23 protein-coding genes and 1 pseudogene are annotated in these 24,550 nt (G+C 65.1%); 11 read left to right on the forward strand and 13 right to left on the reverse strand.

Annotation, left to right across the window (positions count from 1 at the left end; translation table 11 throughout):
• Nucleotides 1–7: 7 nt before the first annotated feature.
• Nucleotides 8–760: a DNA-binding protein gene (locus ACQUQR_RS10345; RefSeq protein WP_435196399.1), complete on the reverse strand. Its 753-nt coding sequence runs from the start codon at nt 758–760 to the stop codon at nt 8–10.
• Between the two features lie 1,113 nt (nt 761–1,873).
• On the opposite strand from ACQUQR_RS10345, the gene ACQUQR_RS10350 reads away from it, so the two are divergent.
• On the forward strand, nt 1,874–5,314 hold the full coding sequence (locus ACQUQR_RS10350; RefSeq protein WP_435196400.1) for an ATP-binding protein: 3,441 nt from the start codon (nt 1,874–1,876) through the stop codon (nt 5,312–5,314).
• 47 nt (nt 5,315–5,361) lie between these two features.
• Here the strand turns inward: ACQUQR_RS10350 and ACQUQR_RS10355 are convergent.
• Nucleotides 5,362–6,012 (reverse strand): annotated as a pseudogene (locus ACQUQR_RS10355) (zinc ribbon domain-containing protein); the annotation flags it as partial.
• Between the two features lie 982 nt (nt 6,013–6,994).
• Nucleotides 6,995–7,360 carry a DUF5802 family protein gene (locus ACQUQR_RS10360; RefSeq protein ID WP_435196401.1) on the reverse strand — a complete coding sequence of 122 codons (366 nt, stop codon included), beginning with the start codon at nt 7,358–7,360 and terminating at the stop codon, nt 6,995–6,997.
• Nucleotides 7,361–7,500: 140 nt separating this feature from the next.
• On the opposite strand from ACQUQR_RS10360, the gene ACQUQR_RS10365 reads away from it, so the two are divergent.
• Nucleotides 7,501–7,779 (forward strand): hypothetical protein, encoded by a 279-nt coding sequence (locus ACQUQR_RS10365; protein WP_435196402.1) that lies wholly within the window; start codon nt 7,501–7,503, stop codon nt 7,777–7,779.
• 119 nt (nt 7,780–7,898) lie between these two features.
• Nucleotides 7,899–8,279, forward strand: a complete 381-nt coding sequence (locus tag ACQUQR_RS10370; protein WP_435196403.1) for a hypothetical protein — start codon at nt 7,899–7,901, stop codon at nt 8,277–8,279.
• A gap of 24 nt (nt 8,280–8,303) precedes the next feature.
• Here the strand turns inward: ACQUQR_RS10370 and ACQUQR_RS10375 are convergent, their stop codons facing one another.
• Nucleotides 8,304–9,263 (reverse strand): NAD-dependent epimerase/dehydratase family protein, encoded by a 960-nt coding sequence (locus ACQUQR_RS10375; RefSeq protein ID WP_435196404.1) that lies wholly within the window; start codon nt 9,261–9,263, stop codon nt 8,304–8,306.
• Entirely contained in the window at nt 9,260–10,429 is a 1,170-nt protein-coding gene (locus ACQUQR_RS10380; RefSeq protein ID WP_435196405.1) for an NAD-dependent epimerase/dehydratase family protein, read from the reverse strand. The genes ACQUQR_RS10375 and ACQUQR_RS10380 overlap by 4 nt, the downstream gene beginning before the upstream one ends.
• Nucleotides 10,430–10,512: 83 nt before the next feature.
• Between ACQUQR_RS10380 and ACQUQR_RS10385 the strand changes: the two genes are divergently transcribed.
• The 3 genes from ACQUQR_RS10385 to ACQUQR_RS10395 all read left to right on the forward strand — a co-directional run bounded on the left by ACQUQR_RS10385 (nt 10,513) and on the right by ACQUQR_RS10395 (nt 11,789).
• The gene (locus ACQUQR_RS10385; protein WP_435196406.1) at nt 10,513–11,253 is read left to right on the forward strand and encodes a DUF4330 family protein; all 741 of its coding nucleotides are present in this window, start codon (nt 10,513–10,515) and stop codon (nt 11,251–11,253) included.
• Nucleotides 11,246–11,590, forward strand: coding sequence for a hypothetical protein (locus tag ACQUQR_RS10390; protein WP_435196407.1), 345 nt, complete (start codon nt 11,246–11,248; stop codon nt 11,588–11,590). The genes ACQUQR_RS10385 and ACQUQR_RS10390 overlap by 8 nt, the downstream gene beginning before the upstream one ends.
• A 67-nt stretch (nt 11,591–11,657) precedes the next feature.
• On the forward strand, nt 11,658–11,789 hold the full coding sequence (locus tag ACQUQR_RS10395; RefSeq protein WP_435196408.1) for a hypothetical protein: 132 nt from the start codon (nt 11,658–11,660) through the stop codon (nt 11,787–11,789).
• Here the strand turns inward: ACQUQR_RS10395 and glmS are convergent, their stop codons facing one another.
• The 3 genes from glmS to ACQUQR_RS10410 all read right to left on the reverse strand — a co-directional run bounded on the left by glmS (nt 11,790) and on the right by ACQUQR_RS10410 (nt 15,605).
• Entirely contained in the window at nt 11,790–13,574 is a 1,785-nt protein-coding gene (gene glmS / locus ACQUQR_RS10400; RefSeq protein ID WP_435196409.1) for a glutamine--fructose-6-phosphate transaminase (isomerizing), read from the reverse strand.
• Entirely contained in the window at nt 13,574–14,764 is a 1,191-nt protein-coding gene (locus ACQUQR_RS10405) for a sugar phosphate nucleotidyltransferase (RefSeq protein WP_435196410.1), read from the reverse strand. The genes glmS and ACQUQR_RS10405 overlap by 1 nt, the downstream gene beginning before the upstream one ends.
• 67 nt (nt 14,765–14,831) lie before the next feature.
• Entirely contained in the window at nt 14,832–15,605 is a 774-nt protein-coding gene (locus ACQUQR_RS10410) for an undecaprenyl-diphosphate phosphatase (RefSeq protein ID WP_435196411.1), read from the reverse strand.
• 114 nt (nt 15,606–15,719) lie between these two features.
• Between ACQUQR_RS10410 and ACQUQR_RS10415 the strand changes: the two genes are divergently transcribed.
• The 5 genes from ACQUQR_RS10415 to ACQUQR_RS10435 all read left to right on the forward strand — a co-directional run bounded on the left by ACQUQR_RS10415 (nt 15,720) and on the right by ACQUQR_RS10435 (nt 19,650).
• Nucleotides 15,720–16,826: a mechanosensitive ion channel family protein gene (locus ACQUQR_RS10415; RefSeq protein ID WP_435196412.1), complete on the forward strand. Its 1,107-nt coding sequence runs from the start codon at nt 15,720–15,722 to the stop codon at nt 16,824–16,826.
• The gene (locus ACQUQR_RS10420) at nt 16,826–18,100 is read left to right on the forward strand and encodes a tRNA pseudouridine(54/55) synthase Pus10 (protein WP_435196413.1); all 1,275 of its coding nucleotides are present in this window, start codon (nt 16,826–16,828) and stop codon (nt 18,098–18,100) included. Before ACQUQR_RS10415 ends, ACQUQR_RS10420 begins: the two co-directional genes overlap by 1 nt.
• Nucleotides 18,101–18,727 (forward strand): ribonuclease HII, encoded by a 627-nt coding sequence (gene rnhB / locus ACQUQR_RS10425; protein ID WP_435196414.1) that lies wholly within the window; start codon nt 18,101–18,103, stop codon nt 18,725–18,727.
• Between the two features lie 39 nt (nt 18,728–18,766).
• Nucleotides 18,767–19,246, forward strand: coding sequence for a pyruvoyl-dependent arginine decarboxylase (locus ACQUQR_RS10430; protein WP_435196415.1), 480 nt, complete (start codon nt 18,767–18,769; stop codon nt 19,244–19,246).
• A gap of 83 nt (nt 19,247–19,329) precedes the next feature.
• A complete protein-coding gene (locus tag ACQUQR_RS10435; RefSeq protein ID WP_435196416.1) occupies nt 19,330–19,650 on the forward strand; it encodes a DUF5811 family protein in 321 nt (106 codons plus the stop codon).
• On the opposite strand, the gene ACQUQR_RS10440 is transcribed toward ACQUQR_RS10435, so the two are convergent.
• The 5 genes from ACQUQR_RS10440 to infB all read right to left on the reverse strand — a co-directional run bounded on the left by ACQUQR_RS10440 (nt 19,651) and on the right by infB (nt 24,196).
• The gene (locus ACQUQR_RS10440; RefSeq protein WP_435196417.1) at nt 19,651–19,818 is read right to left on the reverse strand and encodes a hypothetical protein; all 168 of its coding nucleotides are present in this window, start codon (nt 19,816–19,818) and stop codon (nt 19,651–19,653) included.
• Nucleotides 19,819–20,004: 186 nt separating this feature from the next.
• Entirely contained in the window at nt 20,005–20,445 is a 441-nt protein-coding gene (locus tag ACQUQR_RS10445; RefSeq protein WP_435196418.1) for a hypothetical protein, read from the reverse strand.
• A 3-nt stretch (nt 20,446–20,448) separates the two neighbouring features.
• Complete coding sequence (locus ACQUQR_RS10450) at nt 20,449–20,994, reverse strand: DUF7342 family protein (RefSeq protein WP_435196419.1); 546 nt, start codon at nt 20,992–20,994, stop codon at nt 20,449–20,451.
• 243 nt (nt 20,995–21,237) lie between these two features.
• Nucleotides 21,238–22,284 (reverse strand): hypothetical protein, encoded by a 1,047-nt coding sequence (locus ACQUQR_RS10455; protein ID WP_435196420.1) that lies wholly within the window; start codon nt 22,282–22,284, stop codon nt 21,238–21,240.
• A gap of 109 nt (nt 22,285–22,393) precedes the next feature.
• Nucleotides 22,394–24,196, reverse strand: a complete 1,803-nt coding sequence (gene infB, locus ACQUQR_RS10460; RefSeq protein ID WP_435196421.1) for a translation initiation factor IF-2 — start codon at nt 24,194–24,196, stop codon at nt 22,394–22,396.
• Nucleotides 24,197–24,550: the final 354 nt, after the last annotated feature.

Genomic DNA, 24,550 nt, shown 5'->3' on the forward strand with positions numbered 1-24,550 from the left:
ACCCCGGCTACGCTCGCTCCGGGAAGACGATTCTCGACTCACCCGTCAAAGCCACTGACACGCGCCCGCCGTACCAGTTCTTGGCCACATCCCGCATTCGCACCTCGTCGCCCGCCTCGACCACTGTACATCGCGACGCCCGCCAGACCGTGAACTTCGTCGTGCCCGTCTCGTCCTCGATGAGCCCGACTTGTTGAATCGCCGGCGACGACGCTTCGAACAGCCGCGTTACTTCGCCCTGAATCGAGACCTCCCGACGCGAGAGCTCCTCCAACAGCCCGATCGGCACGATCGACCCCCACCGCCGTTGCTCCGCTTCCATGACGGCCACTGACGCGCTCAACAGTGAATCCCCATCTGCGACCCGTTCGGCCAACCGCCTGCTCACAGCCGCCGGACTACTGCTATCTCGCACCTTCGAAGCAATGTGTCGCGCTTGCTGATTTATCGCCGCCAACTCGTCGCGCTCCAACATCTCCCGTGGGTCGCCCCGACCCGGAGCTTGCCACGAATCGACGCTCGCCGCCCGCTCTTCGAACGCACGCCGCGCCTGCTTCCGTCCACGCGCCACGCTCACCCGACTCCCCCACTCACGCACCGACGACTGCGTCTTTCGCCGTTCACGCGTTCGTGCCTTCTCCGCTTCACGCGCCTCCCACTTTTCCTGCGCTTCGAGCGTCATCCCGTATGGGTGCTCACCCGTCCCGTCCACCTTCGCAATCGCCTCCGAATCGATCTTCGCCTGCGACCGCAACTCCACCGTGGGACGCAGCTCCGAGCTCTTATCGACCGCGTACTGTTCATCGTCCGATTCGACCGAACCTTTTTCTCGAAGAATGTTCCAATTCGACATGGGTTATTCCAACCTGAAGGCGCTTACTGAGCGTCCGACTCCCCGTGTTCCAGCACGGGGGTTTCCACAGACATCGACCGACCAGTCACCACTACGCGCTCTCGCTCGCGCCTTCGCGAGCGCCCCCAGGGCGCGAGCGAGAGCGCATCGCAGGAAGGAACCCAACCAGCCACGCGCGCCGTCCTGCCGAGCGCAGCGAGGCAGGGATTGTCGCACGAACGCAGTGAGTGCGACAGCGACCCGCCCGGAGCGAGCGGCCAGCTTTAAGCCGTTTCTCGTGTCCGGCCCGGACTGCGGGTCCGTGTCCAGGGCGACGGTCGTGAGCACGGCGAGCTGTAGTGTGGCTCGCCGCGCGGAACGGCCCAAAGCGCTGGAACGCGAAAGCCCGCGAGGGGCGCAACCGAAAACGCGCTTAATGCTGGCGTCGAGACCAGATTCACTTTAGCCCGGAACGGGCGCTCGCGGTGTGGAGAGCGCCCGCATGCCCGGAATGGTCGGTCGCGAGCGACGCGGAGGGCGGTAGCGGCGAGCGGGGCGGGCCGTGACGACACACCAGAGAAACCCGAACCCGACACGATGCCGACCAGTCCACCAGGGCGGGACTGAAAGGGGCCGGGTGCTCGACGAAGACGCGGAGCACTGAGCACCGCAGCATGCGAGGAGCGCAGTGCCCGCATCGAGTCGAGCATCCGGGGGCTTTCGTCACGTTCCGAACCGCACTCGTGATTGCAGCAATCTGGTGCAAGATGACGAACTCATCTAGAGGCATCGTGAACGACCTCCATCTGGAGCACGGTCGTGGTGAACAGGGGGGAACCTTCGAGGAGATGTGAGACAGGCTGGCGTACAGTAGCATGTTCGCCGAGTCCAGAATCGAGATAACAAAATTCTTTCTGTGGCTTTCGAAGGAGTCACACAGATGCAAGGAGGAAGCCCACGACTTCAGTCGTGGGTAACTGACAGCGCCAACCGTTAGTCGAACCGGCTAACTCATTAGTGAGCTTTAGAAAGCAACGTATAATGGCCGCGGATTTCGCGTATCTTCGCGTTCGGCCGAGTGAGGAGTCACTTCCGGCCGACCGCATCACGGGGCAGTTCGAGCAACTCCACCGAGCACTCGATACACCGATCGAGTGTCTTCTCGTGAGCGACGCAGGGAATGAGGAGGTTGCCTACTACTTCGGCACTACACCAAGAGCCTCCGGCACGCTCTTTCGAATCCTCAATCGGCTCACACCCGATAGCTATCGCATCGATGACGTCGAGGACAACCCACTACCCGAACTCGACGCCCCCACAGCCGCAGAGTTCCACGGCATTGGCGAGCGAGCACAGGACTGGCAAACGAGACTCCGCCCGCCATCGCTCGCGGATGCCCCGGAACAACACGACACCGCTCGCGTCGAGGCCGCACCGAATCTCCCGCTCGAATCGGTCGTCCAAGGAATGGCCACCACGAACAGCACCGTCGTCTATCAGGCACTCCTCACACCGAAACTGGATTGGAGTGGCGACGCCGAGTACCGCATCCGGCGACTCGACCAGAACCGAGACACGGTCGGCCAACGGCTGTTCAAATCGATTTTCGGGTCGATAGAGGACGACGAAGAACGCCACTCCCCACGCCGGTCTGCACACCGCCGCGGCGACTCGGGGAGCATCCCCGGCACGAGAATCGACGCTATCCTCGCGAAATCCAGCCGGAACAGCTTCGATATCAATGCACGGCTCCTCGCAGACGGCCCCGACGCGGAGACCACGCTCCGTGATCTCGCCTCGACGTTCAACGCCATCGGTGGCGACTTCTACGACGTACGGGCCACGCTCGATAGTGATGCCGACGCCCTCAACGAAGCGATTGAAAATCGCACCGTCAAAGACGGCACCTCACTCACACGGACGCTCACACGCAAGTTCCCGCTCGCCCCGAACAACTCCCCGCGGATCGTCGCCGACTCGACGACCGTTCCCCATTTCTGTCTCCTCGATGGGGCGTCACTCACAGACGCGGCTCGCCGCAGTCTCCGGTCGATTCCCGCCGAACGCACGGGCATCACGCCTCCGGACGACGACAAACTCGCCTACTACGAGACGGGCCTCCCGCTCGGGAGGCCGCTGGCCCAGGACGGCACGGCACACGAGACGCCCGTCGCCCTCCCACCCAGCCTCCAACCGATGCACGTCGCCTGGTTCGGGAAGACCGGCTCCGGGAAGACGACCGCCCTCGAGAACGCCATCCTCCAGAATCACGCTGCGACGGATGGCGCGGATATCCTCATCGCCCCGAAGGGCGACGGCATGCCGACCGAGTATCTCAGAGCCCATTTCGCCGAGTACGGCACCCTCGAGAACGTCTACTACTTCGACTGTGCCGAAACCCTTCCCGCGTTCTCCTTTTTCGATATCCGCGACCAGCTCACCGACGGGGTCTCCAGAACCACAGCCGTCCAGGACGTCGTCGACCACTATATCGAGGTTCTCCGGGGGGTGATGTCCGAAGAGAACTTCGAGAGTGCCGTCCGCTCACCCGACGTGATCCGGTATCTCGTGAAAGCCCTGTTTGACCCGGAGTACGGGGCGGATGCGTACACCCACCGCGACCTCCAGCGAGCGACGCGGCAACTGCGAGAGTCGAAGACCCCGCCACAGGTGACCGACGATGATTTGAGGGGAATGCTGACTGGCGTCACGGAGAACGACAAGCGCGCCTTTGATGCGATCATGCAGGGCGTCGCCAACCGCATCGAAAAGATCCCGCTCGATGAGCGTCTCGGCCGAGTCTTCAATCACATCCCGAGCGAAGACACGCCGGCGTTCGACCTCCGCGACATCCTCGATGAGAACGCCGTCGTCATCTTTGATCTGGGCGGACTTCGGCCACAGAGCCAGCGCGCGCTCACACTCGTCGTGCTCTCGAAGCTTTGGACGGCGCTCCAGCGACGGAAACAGATGGATGAGAATCCACCGCTGGTCAATCTCTATCTCGAGGAGGCCGCGAGTCTCGCCGTTTCCGAGCTCCTCACAGACCTGCTCGCGCAATCCCGGGGATTCACTCTCTCAGTCACGCTCGCCATGCAGTTCCCCGCCCAACTGCGCGAGCAAGCCCCCCGGACCTACGACGAGGTGATGAACAACGTCGGCTCCATCGTCACGGGGAACGTCGCCGTCGATACCCATCTCCAGCAACGGTTGGCGACCGAGGCGATGCCCGCCGAAGAAGTCGGCAATCGGCTTCGAGCGCTCTCCCGCGGCGAGTGGCTCACCTCGCTCGCCGCACCGTTCGGTGAGCCGCGTCCACAGCCGTTCGTCATGCAATCGCTCCCGTTACCGCCGGGACACCTCGAAGGAGACAAGTCGCTCTCTGAGCCACGCGAGCTGGCCTTCCAGGCGCTTGTTGACGCCGTGGAGGAACGGACACGAGAGAGACATGGGCTATCGCTGGAGGGGAAATCCACACGACAGCCACAGACTCCAGAACAGGCCCGGAAGTCCACCAGCGCCGACTCTGTGCTGTCGTACACCGACCGACTTCCAGCGTGCGTCGCGTACGACGAACAGGCACACGCGCTCGTCTGTGGAGCCTGTGGCGCTCGCTACGATGCCGCTATCGACGGGATGCGACGCGCGATTAGCTGCTGTCACGATCTGGAAGCCGTGGACAGAGACTCGATTCCGATCTGTGAACTCTCGCTCACGCTCACGCCCAACGAGCGGCTGGATAGCGGGTATTCCACGCAGCAACTCCTGTTCTTGCAGGCAGTATACAACGCACAGCACGGTCGATTCGATCCGCTGGAATACGATCTCCTCCGCGACAGTATGGACCTCTTGCAGGCGTACACAGGCGTGGCTGATGCGGCCATCACCGAACTCATCGATGCTGGATTGCTCCGGAATGATGGCGACTACGTCCACCAGCTCTACACGGTCACCCACGAGGGTCGAAAGCTACTCCATGAACCCCACCGCGAAGGCGATACCCACGGCCACGGGAAGGGTGACGTGGCCGAATCCAGTTACCACACCGTCCTCGTCGAGCTCGGCCGCCGATACATCGAGCAGGCGTTCGTCGACGACACGGATTCCCCTGTCGTCGAAGCGCAGTCGTACTACGACGTGCCGGATGGAGAGGGGCGCTTCGATGCCGTTGGCCTGGATGCAGATGGGCGCATCGTCGTCAGCCTCGAAGCCGAGCGCTCGAACAACGATCTTGCTGAAGCGGTCCCCGCGGACTTCGACAAGATGGCGGCCGTCGACCCCGACGAAGCGATCTGGGTGGTCCGGACGCAGGCGATCGCCCACGAGGTGCTTGGCGCACTCAACCACCCCAGCGACGGGCAGCCCCGCGTCGAGAAAACCTACAGTGAGAACTCCCCACCGAGTCGCTGGACGATCGACGAACCCGGCTTCTCACAGGTCCGTACGGTCAGTCAACTCCAGCGTGAGCTCGACCGTGATTGACATCCTCCCCGCGGTAAAGCGCGAGGATTCCTCCGTTGGGGGTTCGGCTACCGACCCACGGAGGCAACTTGCGGGTTCGTGCGCACTTCTTTGGGACTTTCGTGAGGGTGTGGTTTCCCCGACCAGTCGTGGTCGTCCCACTCGAATCGCACGGGCCGTGGCATCGGCCTGATTTTGCAATCGCTGTTTTCCCGAAGGAACGTCTTTGACGCCGTGAGGTCGGCGTGTCCCTCGAAACCGCATGGACACGTCAGCGTATCCCCGTGGCGAACCGTCTCCTCGTGGTCGCCACACTCGGGACACGCCTGACTCGTCCACGCTTCCGACTCGGCTTCGAGAGAGATGCCGTACTCCTCACAGACACACGCGAGACGGTGGATGAACTTCTTGAACGCCCAGAAGTTGTGCGTTTTCTCGTTCACTCTGACCGACCAGTACGTTTCCAGCACGTCGGTCAAGTCGCCTACGTACACCGTCGCCACGCCCTCGTCGTACAGTCGTTCAACGAGGTCGCGCACCAGCGCGTTCTGTGCGTGGTCACGACGCTTCGTCCGCTGTCGGTACAGCCGTCGAATCCGATTCGAGGAGTAGCGCCCCTCTCGGAGTCGTCCGGAAGACTTCGTCTTCCGTGATTCCGAGAGACTGCGTCTCTCGGGCAATTTCGACTGTAGGCGGGCGATTTCGTCAGTCGTTTCGCGTAAAGACAGGACCCTCTCCTTGAGTCAGGTAGTCGCAGTTGGAGGGTGATTCGTTCCACTCGAAGTGCTGGTCTTACAGTGGCCACTCGGGATGAAACAGCCGGGGTCGAATGAGTGGCGTTCGTATCCTCGGGCGAGCGCCATTCTCGCCAGTCAAACTGGTTGAATCGGGGGCATTCGGAGGTAGAGAGGGGCGTACAGACGGCTATTCCCCCGCTAGAGAGTGTGACACCTGTGTGTGTACAGAGTACCGCGTGAGCCCAAAGGAGTGACCCGCTGCAGACCGAAACGCCCGAATAGAGAACGGGGGGAAGACCGCCTGTATCGTGGAAATACGAATCGGCGAGCCGAAGAGAGTTGGGCCCGTATTCCGTCGAACAACGGCGTTTGAGACGGGTGTATCACTCGTATTCTGTTTCGGAGTGCCCACGAGGGAAACGAGATCAAATTCGACCCCGGAACCAGTATCGTACGTATTCCACGAGTAGAGTGGGTATAGCCGACAGATACGACCGTCAGAATCCACACCAGTATCGCCCGTCCGGAAATCCGTATTACCCCGATAGCGACGGCCAACGGCCGGTGTACGCCGGATTCGTAGTTTTCGGTTACAACGACGCACCGCATCGCGATTCAGTGGCGATAGATTCGCGTTCGAATATCACCGTATTAGCGCTATTCTGGGCGAAAAACGCGGGATTCGACGACTCGACAAGCGTGTCTGCAGTCGGCCTCGAGTGGAGGCTCTTTGGAAGTACCACGTACACGGCTTCTACACGGATGTTTAGCGGATGGTGAGCCAACCGTACACCGGAAACGACGGTATCTTCGTGCGGTCAAATCTCGGATTCGACCGCAAGTAGCTCTGAGACACGAACGTACGAACTCGGTCGCTCGATTACCGTCAAAATCACTCCGTTTCCCCAGGAAATGAATGACCCCAATTTCGGGTAGAGCTCACAGCACGATCGTTCCAGGCGCCTCACGCGAAGTCCGCGGCCCTGACGGTGTACGGCGTGGCCCATTCCAGCAGTTGGGCAGCTCGCTCCGCTTTGGCGACGAGGACGGTCTTCAGCGTCGGTGGAGCGTCGACACGGGTCGATTCGAGCACCGGTTCGGGTAGGCCGAGCGTATCCATTCCGATGTCGTCGGCCGCGAACACCGGGAAGTGACGCTGGTCGACCTTCACCACGAGCGGGTGATCCAGCCGTTCGACGTCCGCGCCGGTCGCGTACACCCGCTCGTTCGCCTCGACGTGCTGCTCGTGATCCATGACGACGTGGGCACCGTCGTACGGCTCGACGTAGAACCGCCCGACGTAGTAGCCGTCCGAGAACTCCTCGAGCATCGCTATACACTAGCATGGTACGGATGGCACAATAATAAGGGCACCGTGGAGACGACCGCCGTGGTCGATTCGAGTATGTGGAACGTGAGCAAGTAACAAAAGTATAACCACGTCGAACGACAAGTATTACAGGTACCGTCATGCGATTCCTCCACGAACTGATCCGGTGGTATAAGCTCAACCACGGCATCGGGAAGGCGATGTGTGCGGCGGGTGCGGAGATCATGGCGTGTCCGCACTGCGGCGATGGGACCCCGATCTATCGGTCGGCGTACGACTCCGGTGGGACGCCGCTGTCGTTTACGGTCTGTCTGTGGTGTGAGGGGTTCATCGAGTACAGTCCCACGTTAGGCCGCCCGCACGAGCCGTACGCCAGCGCTCGAGACGTTCGACTCGAACGCCGCCAGTCCAAACCGTGACGCGACGGCGTTCCCCCCGGCGACCGACGGGTCGCGTTCGACCGCTCGTGACCGGGGACGGGAACGCCATCGCTCACCGCCGCCCACAGGGTTTTCCCTCGCTCCCCCGTGTTAGGAGTATGGCCGATACCAGGGACGGACGGGAGAAACAGGCTCGGGACGAGGAGACGCGACAGCGCGAGCGGGAGCTCGAGGAGGCCATCGACCGAGCTGACGAGGCCGAACCGGTGGACGAGTCCGATTCGCCGCCGGTCTGTCACTATCGTAACTGCGAGGAGCGCGCCGCGTTCCGCGTCACGGAGCGGTATCAAGAGGAGACCGGTCACGGGCTCGTCACCGCCGAGGCGGTCATGTGCCGGGCGCATGCGGACGACGAGAGTCCGACGAACCTCGATCGGGCCTCCGCCGAGTACGTCTTCCGGGTCGAACCGCTTCCGGGTGTCTTCGCCGACTCCGGCGAGACCGAGCCGTCGGCGAACCTGGATAAGACGACGACGTGACGGGAAAACGGGGGGCTCGGTCGGCTACGGCCGGGTCAGGAGTTCGCGGATGCTCTCCTGGACGGACTGCTTCGATTCCCATCCCAACCGATCACGAACCGCCGACGTGTCCACCCCGAACTCCTCGACCATCGTCTCCCCACTCCGGGGGTTCTCGACCAGTTTCACCTCGACATCGACTCCCAACTCTTCACCCGCAATCGACTGCACCAACTCCGCGACCTCCATCACACCGGGATCCTCATCTGACGCAACTTCGAACTTCTGCACCCCGGTCACACCAGCCGCACGCTCCTTAACCAACTTCTCTACGCTCAGACAGAACGCGTTCGCCACGTCCTTCACGTGGACGAAGTTCCGGGCCTGCGTGCCCGGCTCATAAACCGTCAGCGGCTCACCCGCGAGCGCCCGGTTCACGAAGAAGTTGATCACCGTTCCCTTCGAGACCTCCGTCCCGTCGATCTCGTGGCCCCCGTACAGGTTCGAGACCATGAACAGATGCGCAGGGAACGCGTCCTGAGCGAAGTCCTCGATGGCGGACTCCCCGAGCACCTTCGTCCGGCCGTACCAGTTCAGCGGGTCGCGCTCCATCTCGACGGTGATGGGGAACGCCGTCGGATCACCGATCACCGCCATCGAGAACGGGAACCCCAGCGCAGCCCCGGTCTTCTTACAGAACCACGCGACGTTGTTCGTCCCGACGACGTTCACCTCGTAGGCCAAATCGGGGTGGTCCTCGCAGTCGTCGACGCCGGAAATCGCGGCGAGATGCAACACCACATCCGCACCCGCAAGCGCCTCTTCCAGCTGGTCACGATGCCGGATGTCGACGTGGTCGACCTCGACATCCCCGATCTGGCGAATATCCCCGAGATAGAAGTTGTCGATGGCCGTGAGCTCCCAATCGGGGTGGTCGCGCTGCAGCTGGTAGACCACGCGGCTCCCGATGTAGCCGGCCGCGCCGGTGACGGCGACGTGCGTCATTCCTCCAGCACGCCCGGGAGGAAGCGGTCCTCGTAGGCCTCGATGGTGTCCTGATACCGGACGAGCGTCTCCATCACGTCGCGCATGCCGGCCTCGAAGTCCTGGCGGGACTCTCCGATGAGCTCCATGTATCGCGAATTCTCGATCTCCATCTGGTGGGTCTCGTCCTCGTCGCGCGGGTTCTCGAAGTGCTCGATATCCACGTCGAGGTCGAACTCCGAGGCGACTGACTGCATCGTCTCCGCCATCCCGACGATGGAGATGGGGGCGGTGACCTGGTTGTACACAGTGAGTCCGTCCGGGCGGTCGTCGGGGTCTTCGAGCGCGAGGCGGGCGAGCCCCTCGACGGCGTCCTCCAGCGAGATGAACGGCTTGCGCTGTTCGCCCTTGCCGTACACCGTCAGGGGATACCCCGCGACGGCCTGCGCCGCGAAGCGGTGGGCGACGACGCCGAAGTAGTAGTCGAAGTCGAAGCGGGTCTTCAGCCGGTCGTCGTCGCGCGTCTCCTCGGTCTCGGTGCCGTACGTGATGGCCGTGCGCACGTCCGAAATCGGGATGCCGAACTGCTTGTGCGCGAGTCGGAGGTTCGCCGCGTCGTGGGCTTTCGTGAGGTGATACCAGCTCCCGGCCATCGCGGGGAACGGCACCTCGTCGCGTGCGCCCTGGTTCTCCATCGTCGCCCCACCTTCGGGGATGGGGAACTCCGGCGCGCCGTAGACGCCCGTCGTGGTGGTCTCGATGAAGTGCGTCTCCTCCAGCCCGTTCTCGTGGAGCCCCCACACGAGATTGCGGGTCGCCTGCATGTTGTTGTGCTGCGTGTAGTTCGCGCGCTCGCCGTTGATTTGCGAGTAGGGCGCGCTCGGCTGGGCCGCCGCGTGGACGATGGCAGAGGGCTCGTGCACCTGCAGCAGCTCCTCGACGAACGCCTTCTCGGTCAAATCGCCCTCGACAAAGGAGAGGTTCGAGAGCCCGAGCGTCTCCTTTGCGGCCTCCAGCCGCGTCTCGATGTGGGCGACGGGCGTCGCGCTCGTCGCACCGACCTCCTCCACCCAGTTCCGGCGGGCGAAGTTGTCGACGAGGACGACTCGCTGGTCCGTGCGCGATGCGATGCGGAGCGCCGTCGGCCACCCGATGTAGCCGTCCGCGCCAGTCACGAGGATGGACATGGTTACTCAGTAGATGAGTAACTATCGGTAAAAGCTTTCCGTCCGACCGGAACCGGTAAGGCGGCCGACACACCGACTCCGGTATGGACTGGATCGACGAGAAGGGACGGCTGTTCGGGCGCGTCAACGTCATCGACGCGCTCGTCGTCCTGTTCGCCCTCGCCGTCGTCGTCGCTGGGGCCGCGTTCGTGCTTGGAGGAGGGGGAAGCGATAGCTCCGAGACGGTGACCCAGCACGCGACCGTCACGCTGGGCGAACAGCCGGCGCAGGTGAGCGCGCTCGTCACCACAGGGACGGTCACCGTCGACGGAACTGAGATGGAGCTGACCGACGTGTACCGCACCCCCGCCGAGGACGGGAGCACCATCGTCCGACTCCGTCTCGCCTTCGAGGGCCGCGACACGGAAGACGGCTTCCGCGCCGCGGGCCAGCTCGTCCGCTCCGGAACCACGGTCACCCTCGCGACCGACGCCTACGAGCTCCAAGGGACCGTCCGTGGACTCGCCGATGATGGGAGCTTCGAGACGAGCACCACATCCACGACCGTGACCGCGACCGTCACCGACGAAGTCGCCACGGCCATCGCCACCGGTGACACCCGGACACTCGCCGGAACGGAGGTGCTCCGCGTCACCGGCGTCGACCGGGAGAGCGTCAATACGACCCACAGCCGCGTCCGCGTCGACCTGGCGCTGCGAACCCTCTCCACCGCGGAGGGGCCCGCCTACGCCGGCGGACAGCTCCGACTCGGACAGCGGCTCCCCGTGGTGACCGACCGCTACGAGTTCACGGGCACCGTCGTCGCCGTCGCGACCGATGACTGACCTCCTTGCCGGGTCGCGGGTGGCCGGCGCAATGGAGCGGGTGACGGAGACGCTCACCGCGTGGAGCCGTGGGTCGTGGCTCTACGGGTGGCTCACCGCCGAACCCGACCCGGAGGTCATCGTCATCGACCTCCGCGAGACGTACACCGTGGGGCCGGTCATCGCCCTCATCGACCGGGTGGCCGGCTGGGTCGGCCCACGCTGGCACGGGTCGGGGCCGGAACGCCTCTGGACGCGACTGAAAGGAGGGATAGAACGCGCGAGCGAGGGCTCGCTCGTCGTCGAGCTCCTCGAGAAGGTCCTCGTCCCACCGGAGACGTACGAACAGGACCGCTGAGGAATTTGGGTGAGACGCGGGCGAGAGTTCGGACAATCCCCTTATCGGTGGTACGGCGAGTAGGAGCATGGCAGTCGAACACCGACGCGAACCGGGGCTCGCCGCGATGAAACTCGAGGACGGCGCGGTCATCATCTTCGACCCGAGCGAAGACGAGGCGTGGATCCAGTCGGACGCGCCCGTCGATCCGCCCGCGTAGCTACTCGACGGTCACGGACTTCGCGAGGTTCCGGGGCTTGTCGATAGGCCGGCCGAGGGTGTTCGCCGTGTGGTACGAGACGAGCTGGAGCTGGACGTTCGCCAGCACCGCCGCGGTTCGCGGGTGGGTCTCCGGGATTTCGAGCACGTGGTCGGCGTAGCGCTCCACGTCGCTTTGTCCATCAGTCACGGCGACGACGGGCGCGTCGCGGGCTTCGACCTCCTTCACGTTCCCGATGGTTTTGCGTGCCTGCTCCCCGTCCCCGGTGACGACGGCGAAGACGGGGGTGTTCTCCGTGACGAGCGCGAGGGGCCCGTGTTTGAGCTCCCCGGCCGCGAACCCCTCCGCGTGTTCGTAGGTGATCTCCTTCATCTTCAACGCCCCCTCCAGCGCGACGGGGTACTGCAGCCCGCGGCCGATGAAGAAGTAGGCGTCCGAGTCGAGATACTCCTCGGCGATCTCCTCCGCCCGCGTGCTGTCCAGCACGGACTGCACGTCACCCGGGAGGTCACGCAGCGCGGCGATGACCGCGCGGGCGTCGTCGGCCCCGACGGTCGCGAGCGCGAGGAGATTGAGCGCGGCCTGCTGGCTGGCGAACGTCTTCGAGGCGGCGACGCCGATCTCGGGGCCCGCGCGGATGAACAGCGCCTCGTCGCACTCGCGGGCCATCGTGGAGCCCACCGTGTTCGTGACGGCGACGGTCTTTGCCCCGCGGCGACGGGCCACCCGGAGCGCGGAGAGCGTGTCTGCGGTCTCACCGGACTGGGAGACGCCGACGACGACCCCGTCGAGCGGCGGGGGTGAGGTGGCGTACTCGCTGGCGAGGAACGCCTGTGCCGGCACGCCGGCCTGCTGGAACAGGTGGACGGCGTAGAGCGCGGCGTGGTAGGAGGTGCCACAGGCGACGAACTGGACCCGCGTGGGTTGGAGCCGCTCCAGCCCGTCGAGGTCGACCTGCCCGCGCATCTCGTCGACGCGCCCCTGGAGACACTGCCGGAGGGCACGCGGCTGCTCGTGGATCTCCTTCAGCATGAAGTGGTCGTAGCCGGATTTCCCGGTCTCCTCTGCGTCCCACTCGACGCGAGAGACCGACTTGTCGACCGCACTCCCTTCGAGCGTCGTGACGGTCCACTCGTCGGCGGTGATGCGGGCGAACTCCCCGTCGTCGAGGTAGACCACTCTATCAGTAAACGCCCGGAACGCGGGCACGTCGCTCGCGAGGTAGTGAGCGTCGTCTGCGATGCCCAGGACGAGCGGTGAGTCGTTGCGCGCGGCGAAGACGGCGTCCACACCCGAGATGACGACCGCGACGGCGTAGCTGCCCTCCAATCGAGCGACGGCCTCGCGGACCGCAGCCTCGGGCTCGGCCCCCGCGGCGAGCGCGTCCTCGATGAGATGCGGGACGACCTCGGTGTCGGTGTCGCTCAGGAACTCGTGGTCCTCCGAGAGCTCGTCGCGCAGTGCCTGGTAGTTCTCGATGATGCCGTTGTGGACGACGGCGACGTCACCCGTGCAATCCTGATGGGGGTGGGCGTTCGCGTCCGTCGGCGGGCCGTGGGTGGACCACCGGGTGTGACCGATGCCGACTGTCCCAGCGGGAGAGTCGGTTTCGAGCGCCTCGCGCAGCGCATCGAGTTCGCCAGCCTTCTTCACGACCTCCACGTCCGCACCCGCGAGCGCGACGCCCGCGGAGTCGTAGCCCCGGTACTCGAGCTTCGAGAGCCCGTGGACGAGGGTGTCGAGCGTCGCGTCGCCGCGCCCGGCACAGCCGATGATGCCGCACATCAGCGGACCACCTCGGCCTCGTCGTCGACGTTGCCGGCGACGTGCGCGCCGGTGGCGATGGTGGCTTCGGTGCCGACGAGGGCGCCGGGGGCGACCGTCGCCCCGCCACCGAGGGTGACGCGGTCGGCGAAGACGCCGCCGAGCCGGGGGCCCTCGAACACCTCCGTCCCGATGCGCACGTCCGCGGGGCCGCCGGGGACGACCGCGCCGGGGCCGACCGTGACGCCCTGTCCCGTCACGGTGTCGACGAGCGTCGCGCCCGCGCCCACGCGAGTATCGGAGTCGACGACGCTGTCGACGACCGTCGCGTTCGCCTCGACCGTGACGTTCCGGCCGAGCGCGACGTTCGGCCCGACGACCGCGCCCGCACCGACCTCGCTGTCGGGGCCGACGGCGACGGGACCGGCGAGCGTCGCGTCGGGGTGGACCCGGGCGGAGTCGTGGACGTACACGTCCCCCTCACCCGGTTCCTCGACCCAGCCCTCCGCGAGGACCCGCCGGGCGACGGTGAGCAGGTCCCACGGGTAGGTCGCGTCGACCCACATCCCGTCGGTGCGGACCGCGTGGATGGGCCCGTCCTCGTCGATGAGATACTCGATGGCCGAGGGGAGCGGGAACGCCCCCTCGGCCGCAGGTGCCTGCTCGATGGCGTCGAACACCGATTCGTCGAACGCGTAGATCCCCGCGTTGATGAGCCGGTGGCTCCCCTCCGAGGGTTTCTCGATGATCTCCGTCACGTGGTCGCCCTCCAGGGTCACGGCACCGTAGCGGTGGGCCGCGTCGTGGTCGAGCACCGCGAGCGCGGCCTCGCCCGTCCGCTCGAACGTCTCGCGCACGTCCGCGACGATCCCCTCCGCGACGATGCGGTCCCCGTTGACGACGAGCATCGGCCCGTCGACGGCCTCGCGCGCCTGCAGGAGGGCGTGCCCGCTCCCGAGCTGTTTCTCCTGAACGGCGTAGGTGATGGGCACCCCGCGGTAGGCGTGGCCGAAGTGCTCCTGAACGCGTTCCTTGCGGTAGCCGACGACGAGGACGAGCTCCTCGATGCCCGCCGCGACGAGCGTGTCGAGGACGTACTCGAGGATGGGTCGGTTCGCGGCCGGCAGCATCGGCTTCGGCCGATTCCGGGTGAGTGGACGCAGTCGCGTCCCCTCCCCGGCCGCCAGCACGACCCCCGTAGCGAGTTCCATACCGCGTAGTTACTCGCCAGCGTAGTAAACGTTATCCCGTCGGGGACGTGGCCGGTTGACTGCCCGTTCAGGGGAGGAGGACGCCACCGAGGACCGTGAGCGCACCCAGGCCGAGACAGACCGCCCAGAACGGCACCCGGTCGACGACCCGCAGGAGGGCGTCGATGCTCGCGTAGCCGACGACGGCGGCCGTCCCGACGGCGACCCCGGCCGCGGCGAGCGAGAGCGACGGGAGCCCGTCGAGCGCGGCGAGGACGCCCGCCCCGAGTGCGGCGGGGATGGAGAGGATGAACGAGAGCCGGAAGGCAGCGGGCGCGGCGTAGCCGCGGACGAGCATCGCGCCGACGGTCGACCCCGACCGCGAGACGCCCGGGAGGACGGCGAGCCCCTGGAGCACCCCGACGAGCAGCGCGTCCGGGAGCGTCGGCTCCTCACGCGTGCCGAGCGAGGCCGCGGCGACCCGCTGGAAGACGCCCGTGAGGATCAGGAGGACGCCGATGAGCGCGAGGAACGCCCCGCCCTGGAGCCCGGAGACGGCGTCGGTGAGCAGCTCGTACGCGGAGAGCCCGACGACCACCGAGACGCCGGTGGCGGCGACCAAGAACCTCGTTTCCAGGGGGTCGCGTTCCCGCGCGAGCGTCGCGAGGTCGTCGCGGTAGTAGACCGTCGCGGAGAGCGCGGTGCCCGCGTGGAGGAACAGCGCGAAGCCGACGGCCGCCTCCGGGGAGGTGCCGTCGATGAGCGTCAAGAGGAGCGCGATCTGTCCCTCGCTGGAGATGGGGAGCCACTCGACGATACCCTGGACGACCCCGAGGAGCAGCGCGAGCAACAGATCCTTCATACCCGATGGCGAGCGTGGAATGATAAAGACGATGCGGTTCGTGGCGGTCCCGACGCCACCCCCCGTCGGTGCGAGCCCCGACAGGGTTTTGCTCACCGGCGAACACCCGGAGGCATGGCAGTCCCCGACCCCGCATGGCTCGACGCCCTCCTCGCCTGGCTCGAGTCGCTCCCGTCCTGGCTCGCGCTCGCCGTCATCGTCGGGGGGTCGCTCCTCGTCGCCCGCGTCATCCAGGTCGGCGGCGACTGGCTCATCGGACGCGTGACGAGACGGATCCCGGGCGACGTGGACGACGTGGCCTTCCGAACCGTCCACCCGGCGCTCTACCTCTCCGTCATCCTCGCCGGGGCGTATCTGGCCCGTGGCCCCATCGGCCTCGAGGGCACGCTCGGCCAGAGCCTCGAACGCACCGTCGTCTCCATCGGCATCCTCATCTGGGCGCTCACCCTGATCCGGCTGGGCCGTCGGGTGTCGAAGGAGCTCGTCGAAACCGTCGAGGGGAGCGTCGTCCCCATCTTCCAGAACGTCTGGACCGCCGTCATCCTCGGTCTGTCGGGCTTCCTCCTCTTCCGGGTCTGGAACTACGACGTGACCCCCCTCCTGGCCTCCGCGGGCCTCATCGGTATCATCCTCGGGCTGGCCGCACGGGACACCATCGCGAACCTGTTCGGCTCCATCGCGCTGTACGTCGACGGCACCTACAAGGTGGGCGACTACATCGTCCTCGACTCGGGCGAGCGCGGCCGCGTGGAAGACATCTCCATCCGCTCGACGGTCATCCGGACCCGCGACGACGTGCTCGTCACGGTCCCCAACTCCGTGTTGAACTCCGCGCGCATCACGAACGAGTCGGCCCCCCAGCGGAAGCGCCGTATTCGGATTCCGGTGAGCGTGGCGTACGGGAGCGACACGGACCACGTCGAGGCGACCCTGATGAAGGTGGCAGAGGCCGAATCGCTCGTACTGGGGGAGCCGACCCCGCGCGTGCGCTTTCGGGCGCTCGGTGACTCCGCGCTGGAGTACGAACTGCTCTGCTGGGTCGCAGACCCCGTGTTGCGAGGGCGGGCGAGCCACAAGCTCCTCACCGCCGTCTACAACGCCTGTAATCGAGAGGGAATCGAGATTCCGTTCCCCCAGCGCGAGGTGTACCTCCGAGGTGACCCGGGGGTACCCCACGACAACCCGGAAGCCACTTCCCGGCCCGAAACCGAACGCCGATAATGACGATTCTCGAGACGGCCCGCGAGCTGCTCGCCACCGGGCCGCTGTGTACCGCCTGTCTCGGCCGGCCGTTCGCCGACCGGAGCTTCGGCCTCCGCAACGACGAGCGCGGGAAGGCACTCCGCGTTACCGCGAACCTCGAAGACGACGAGCCCTACGAACCCGACGACGACTGCTGGGTGTGTGAGGGGCTCTGTGAGGAGTTCGACGCCTACGCCGACCGCGTCGTCGACGCGCTGGAGGGGATCGAGTTCCGCACCTACCAGCTCGGCACGCGCGTCCCCCCGCTGCTGGAGGAGAACGAATCCCTCCTGCGCGAGGACGCCGGCCTGGAGGAGGACGCGGGCGAGCCCCTGAAATCCGAGTTCAACCGCGAAGTCGGCCGTCGGGTGGGTGTGCGTCTGGAGAAGGAGGTCGACTTCCAGCGGCCGGACGTGCAGGTGCTGCTCGACCTGGACGAGGACACCGTCGAGGTGCAGATCAACTCCGTCGCCGTGTACGGCCGCTACCGGAAACTCGAACGCGATATCCCGCAGACGAAGTGGCCTTGCTCGAACTGTCACGGCTCGGGGCACCTGACGAACCGCCCCTGCCCCGAGTGTGACGGCACCGGCTTCCGGTACCCCACCTCCGTCCAGCAGGAGGTCGCTCCGACGCTCGTCACCGCCCTGCGGGGGAGAGAGGGCGTCTTCCACGGGGCCGGGCGCGAAGACGTGGACGCGCTGATGCTCGGGGAGGGCCGCCCGTTCGTCCTCGAGGTGAAGGAGCCCCACCGGCGGTTCGTCGACCTCGAAACCCTCGAAGAGGAGATCAACGAGCAGTCCGACGGGAAGATCGAGGTCGAGGGGCTCCGGTTCGCGACCTACGACATGGTCGAGCGGGTGAAGGAACACGACGCCTCCAAGCGCTACCGCGCGCAGGTGGAGTTCGGGGCGAGCGTCACCGACGAGGAACTCCAGTCGGCGCTCGAGAAGCTGCAGGGGGCGACCATCGAGCAGCGAACGCCCCACCGCGTCGACCACCGGCGGGCCGACCTCGTGCGCACGCGGGAGGTGTACGACATCGAGGGTGAGTTGGAGGACGACACCCACGCCACCGTCGACGTGCACGGCGCGGGCGGGCTCTACATCAAGGAGCTCATCTCCTCGGACGAAGGGCGGACCACCCCCTCGCTCGCCGGCCTGCTGGGGGTGGAGGCCGTCGTCACCCACCTCGACGTGCTGAGCGTGGAGGGGGAGGCGGAGGCGTTCGAGGACCCCGAGTTCTTTTATTAAATGTTCGGCGTCGACGAGGCCGGGAAGGGGCCGGTGCTCGGGTCGATGTTCGCCGCGTGCGTGAAGGGCGAGGAGCCGGCGTTGCCCGAGGGCGTCGTGGACTCGAAGCGGCTCTCCCCGTCGAGACGGGAGGAGCTCGACTCGGCCATCCGCGACCGGTTCGCGGTGAGTGTTGCCGAGGTTCCGGTCGCGCGCATCGACGGCGAGGAGGACATGAACACGCTCACCGTCGCGGCGCAGGCCGAGGCGCTGGCGGAGGTCGCCCGCGAGGGTGACGAGGGCATCGTCGACGCGGGAGACGTGGACGCCGCGCGGTTCGGCCGTCGAGTCGCAGACGCCGTCGAGGTCCCCGTCACCATCACCGCGGAACACGGGGCCGACGACCGGTACCCCATCGTCGCCGCGGCCTCCATCGTGGCGAAGGTCGCGCGGGACGCACACGTCGCAGAACTGGAAGCCACGTACGGCGAGGTCGGGTCGGGATACCCCTCCGACCCCACGACCCGCGAGTTCCTGCGCGCGTACGTAGGCGAGCACGGTGAGCTGCCCGCGTGTGCCCGGGCCTCGTGGGCGACGAGCCGGGACGTGCTGGCCGCGGCCGAACAGCAGTCGCTCGACTCCTTTTGAAACCGTAATCCGCTTTTCCGCGGGCGAGTGAAAGGAGGTATGGAACCAATCCGTATCGTCTGGGGGTCGGCGACCGGGCCGACGACGATGGCCAGCTACGACGCCGCGCTCGCCGATGCGGGCGTCCACAACTACAACCTCGTCCCCGTCTCGTCGATGATGCCCGCGGGGGCCGAGGTCGACCGGGTCGGGACGGCCCCGGAGAAGGAGCTCGGTCCCGTAGGCGGGAAACTCCTGGTCGTCGAAGCCCGCGCGACGAGCGCGGAACCGGGGCACGTCTCCGCGGGGCTGGCGTGGGCGCAATCGCCCGACGGGGGGCTGTTCTACGAGGCCGCGGGCGACACCGACGCCGCGGACATCGAGGCGCGCGTGGCGGCGGGTATCGCCCACGGCCAGACGCTGCGTGAGTGGGAGTTCGGCCCCGTGGAGACGAAAGTCGAGACGAAACAGGTCGAGAGCGGGACGTACAGCACCGCGGTCGTCCTCGCCGTCTACGGGTCGAGCGAGTCGATGCTGTGAGTTACCCCTGTGACAGACTCTCACACGAGTCGAAGGGGTTAAGCTATTACACCCAGTAGCCGGGGGCAGCCTTGCACGGAAACATGCGCGACGCCGGCTCGGTCGGTGACGACGAGATGACGCCCGCACAGCGCCGTGCGCTGCAGCGTGACTGTTCTGCCGTGGCCGCGAAGGCCCGCGCGCTCCTGCCGAGCGAGTTCGTCGTCGGCGGCGAGATTACTCGAGGAATGAACGGCCCGCAGGCTACCGTCGCGGTCCGGCCGCCCCACGGCTCGGTCGTCTCGGCGGGCTTCACGGCCGACGAGGAGGCCGACCACGCGGAGCTCGCGACCGAGCTCGCGGCGGGCGCGGCGCTCGAAGTGAAACACGCGGGCGACCACGGCGACGACCCCGTCGCCCGCTAATCAGGTCGGCGGCGCGACGAACAGCGTATACAGAAGCGGGATTACTGCGAGCAGACTCCCGACGGCGAGTGACACCGCCGTAGAGACGGCTGTCGCGCCCGCGAGCAGGCCGCTCGCGAGCAGGGGGATCGGCAACACGGCGAGCACGGCGTCGTACTCGTTGGCCACATCGGGACGTGTGGCGAGAGCTAATTAAATGTTATTGCAGCGTCAGCGGCCGCGAGGGCTCCCAGGAAGCGGCGGTACTTGCCCCAGAAGGGGTCCATGCGCGGTAGGGTGTGACGGTCCCGGTCCGAAGCGATCAGAGATGAGACAGCCGGGTCGACGGCCCCCGTTCGAAGTCGACAGCGGGCGTCAGTCGTCGGAGAGCAACCGCGGGAGCTGTTCGTCGAGCAGCCGGTCGAGTGCCTCCCAGAGCACCTCCGTCGGTACGGTCTTCTCGAACTGCACGGGCTCGTGTGTCGACCCCATCTCCGGGTGCTCGAACTGAAAGTGCACGGGGCCGAGGTCAGGGTGGTCGTCGTCGCGGTGCCAGCCACAGTTGAAGCCCGAATTCGGATCGGCGTAGTGGATGCGGTAGAACGACTCCTCGCCGACGAACCGCCACTCGACATCGAGCGTCGATGCCTCCGGCCCCACCGGGACCGAGAGCCGGGCCGGGTCGATGCGTGCCCGAAGGAACCGCTTCGAGATGCTATCGGGCTCGTACGTGACACTCGTGACCTCCGGCTGGCGACGGAGGACGTTCTGCAGCCCCTCGTAGACCGTCGGGTCGATGGTGCCGGGCAGCCCCATCGGTCACGCGGGGAGGCTGTCGTGGGTTCCAGCGAGGTCGTACTCCGCGAGTGCCGCCCGAAGAACGGGAATCCGCTCCGCGAGATGCTCCCACTCGCTCGCGACTTCGCGGCGACGGGCGATCTCGTCGGCGTCATCGAGGTCGGCGATGCTCGCCCGGAGTTCACCCGGTCGCTCGACCCCGTAGGTCCCCTCCCACTCCGCGATGCGGGCGCGCATCGAATCGAGCGCGCTGGTGAGCTCCTCCCGGTCATGTTCCCGCTGGAGCGAAGCGACCTCGCGATAGAACGCCATCAGCCGGTCGATGCTGTAGAGCGTCTGGTCGCCACGTTCGACCTTCTGGAGGACGCCGTCCTCGACGAGCTGGTCGAGATATTTTCGAGCCGTCTTCACCGAGACCTCGGTCTCCTCGGCGACCCACGCGGCCGTTCGAGGCGTCCGGAGCGTCCGCGCCGCCGCACGGACGCGCTCGCCGCGAGTCATCGACGGGCGCTCCCAGCGGTTTTCGGGTGCGTCGTCCCCGGATCGGCTGTTGGACTCCTCGGGCATGGGTTTCGATAGGCACTGGGGAAACATATATCCTGTGTGCTGGATATTTGTTCTAGAAACTGACGCCGTCGCGCACGGAGTGGTGCGGCGAAAGCTACGAAACAGTCGCGCCAGGGCTTACAAATAGTTTATAAACAATCACTGTGGAGGACCTCACACGATAATTAAGAAAATCTTATACGTCGGGAGTCGCGTACGTACACATGTGAATCGCGCCCCACCGGGGCGCGGTGACACTCCTCTTCACGAAGTTAATTCATCAATTAGCTCATCGCTATCCATTATTTCGAGTTCTTTTGTGGGATGTAAATCCTGTAACAGGCGAGGGACGGAAGAATCACTCCCTTTCGTGTAAACAATTACGTCGTCACTGCGAAGGATTCCAGGTAGTCTGCTCGGTTTAAGATTGACGACACACCCGTCATTCTCGTAGGCCCATTTCCTAGCGATTGCATGGAAATCTGTTCTTGGTAGGACACTCTTGTCCTCGCCGCTGAGTATCTCATCGTGGATAAACAAGACTGGGTGGGGGTAGTGGATTGAATCTTGGATAGTGTATGGGAGTGTGGGAACGATGTGATCGGTATATCGTTCGTTCACTGCCTCTGCATGAATATATGGTTGAACGTCCCAATTACGGCGCTGGATAATATATTCAGAAGCAATGTCAGGAAAATTGGTCAGTTTATCTTCTTCATGACCAGCCAGATAAGTGCCCAAATTATAAGCTATAATATCAGCAGTTGAGAGGCTGGGATAAGTCAAATCACCGTTCGGGATGAAATTTAAATCAAACTCATTTCCGCAGTATTTCCATGCTTTAGTGATATGTCCCTGGACATTGTCAATAAGTGCCTCTGGTGCGAGATTTTGAGTGTGTGACTTATGGTATCGCCATAAGGCCACAATATTGAAGTACTGCTCAAGATAATCTGACGCGAACGTATTGCCATTCAGGTTAGCACTATCTTTGAAGCCTAATTGAACATCGGCACCGTACCATCCAATACTAATATTGATACGGCTAATGCCGGGATTTGAAATCAAATCTTGTACCAGCCTTTGATTCCCGTCCCTAATTTCATAGCTCGGAAGGTTATCGACGATAGTTCGGGCTTTGATTACGGGGAATGGGATTTCGATTTGGTGGGTGCGAAGAAAATTGCGAATTTTTTCAAAATAGTAGCTTCTAAATTTGTCTTTGTCCGATATTTCGACCACAACACCGACCGTGAAAAATAAATCGCCACCAGGAGGACTTGCAGTATCAACTGCTACATATTCACTCATAGCAAATAGCCTCGACTTTGTGTAGATGTGAAGCTAATTCAGGAAAGTCCTCAAATGAGTTGTTCATTACTCATCAGTTGACTGGCCTTGATAAAATAATTTCCCAGTGTTACTTGCCCCAGAACGGGTCCCGCTTCCGCTGTTTCTCCAGGTACAGCTGGAGCGCCTCGATCTCGTTCGCGGGGAGGTCACTCGCGAGCTCCTGTTCTAAGATCTTCGCATGTTTCTCGGGGAGGTCGGTCCAGAGCTCGTCGCCCTCCTTGATCTGGCGGCCCACGGTGGGGCCCTCGATGGAGACGGCGACCTGCTCGCCGGTCTGGGCGGAGTCCACGTCCTCGCCGCCGGCCTGAATCGACTTCAGGAGGCCCTTCCGCTTCAACTCTCCATCCTCCCACTTCCCGACGTGGGTGTTGCGCTTGAGGGTACCCGAGAGCACCTCCACGCCGACGACGGCGGGGTCGGACTGCCGGAAGGTGTGGTCGTCGAGGATGCGGAACCGGCAGGGGCGGATGATCTTGTCCATGATCTGCTCCTGCTGGGCGCGTTTGATCCCCTCGACGTACTCCTCGTACTCCTCGATGAGCTGGTAGATGACGTCGTCGCGGAAGATGCGGACGCCCTGCTCGTCGGCGCGCTGTTCGGCGTCGGGGAGCACGTCGACGTTGAACGCGAGGATGGTCTCGTGGATGGGCTCGTCGGCCGTGGAGGCGACGGCCACGTCCCGCGGGGCCACGTCGCCCACCTCGGCGCGGACGATGGGGACCTCGGCCTCCGACAGCGCGCTGGCGATCGCCTCCAGCGAGCCGAGGGTGTCGGCCTTGACGACGATGCCCTCCTCCTCGGTGTGGACCTCGATGTCGGCGAGCTCGGCCTCGACTGCCTCGATGACCTCCTCGACGGGCTGGTCGCGAACGACGCGCACGGGGGCGCCGGCCATCGCGTCGTCGAGCTCCGGCGCGGCGATCTTGATCCCCGACGCGGCCCGCACCTCGTCGACCTTCTCGAACTGCTTTTCCGTCCGGATTTCTGCCAGGGGGCGGGGCTGGAGCAGCGCCCGCACGTCGGTGACGATGGTGTCGTTCTTCCCGCCCACGACGATGGTGTCGTCCTTCGTGACGGTGCCGTCGTACAGCACCACGTCGATGGTCGTCCCGAACCCTCGCTCCTCTTTCACCTCGAGGACGGTGCCGGCACCCGGCCCGGACACGTCGACGCTCATCCCGTCCTTGAGATAGCGCTGGGAGAGCCCCATGAGCACGGCAAGGAGGTCCGGGACGCCCTCGCCGGTCATCGCGGAGACGGGCACCACGCCGACGTTGGCCTGGAAGTCCTGCACCCGCCAGTACATATCGGCGGGGTAGCCGTTCTCCGAGAGCTCGCCGATGACCTCGTAGAGCGCGGTGTTGAGCCGGCTCTCGGCCTGGTCGGACTGCTTCTCGAGCGTCTGCTGGACCGGGAGGTCCGGCTGGGGGTTCCACCCCGGCACGGTGTCGATCTTGTTCGCGGCCACGATGAAGGGCGTCTTCGTCCGCTTGAGGATGTCGATGGCCTCGAGCGTCTGCGGCTGGAAGCCGTCGTTCACGTCGACGACGAGGACGGCGATGTCCGCGAGCGCGCCACCGCGGGAGCGGAGCGTCGAGAAGGAGTGGTGCCCCGGCGTGTCGATGAACAGCAGCCCCGGCAGGTCGAAGTCGTCGGGGTTGACGAGCGCGCCGGCCATCTCGGAGATGACGTCGAGCGGCACCGCCGTCGCCCCGATGTGCTGGGTGATGGCCCCGGCCTCACCCGCCTGCACCGTCGAGCCCCTGATCTTGTCGAGCAGGCTCGTCTTCCCGTGGTCGACGTGCCCCAGCACCGCTACGATGGGGGTTCTGAGCCCCTCGTCCCGTGTCGCCGAATCCGTATCAGACATAGAAAATCCCTTGGCTCACGTTGGCCTTCGGCTGCACATAACTCTTTCAGAAGTAGTGCGAGCGACCACAGCGACCGGAGGGAGCGAGGACGCTCGCACGCGGGCGACCACCCGACCACAGCGAGCGAACTGATCGAGGACGCTCGCACGCGGGCAACGCACTTGACCACAGTGACCGAAGGGAGCGAGGACGCTCGCAGACAAACGCGCGAGCGACCGCGAGCAACGAGAAGAGAGGACGGTCGCAGGCGGACATCGACACCGACCGCAACAAACAGCAGCGAGCGAGGACGGTCGCGATTCAGGAACGTCCGCGAACGCGACCGTCCTCGCTGGCGCTGCGGTCGGTCGCGC

The organism is Natronomonas sp. EA1, assembly GCF_051195035.1.
Classification (GTDB): domain Archaea; phylum Halobacteriota; class Halobacteria; order Halobacteriales; family Haloarculaceae; genus JBNTJV01.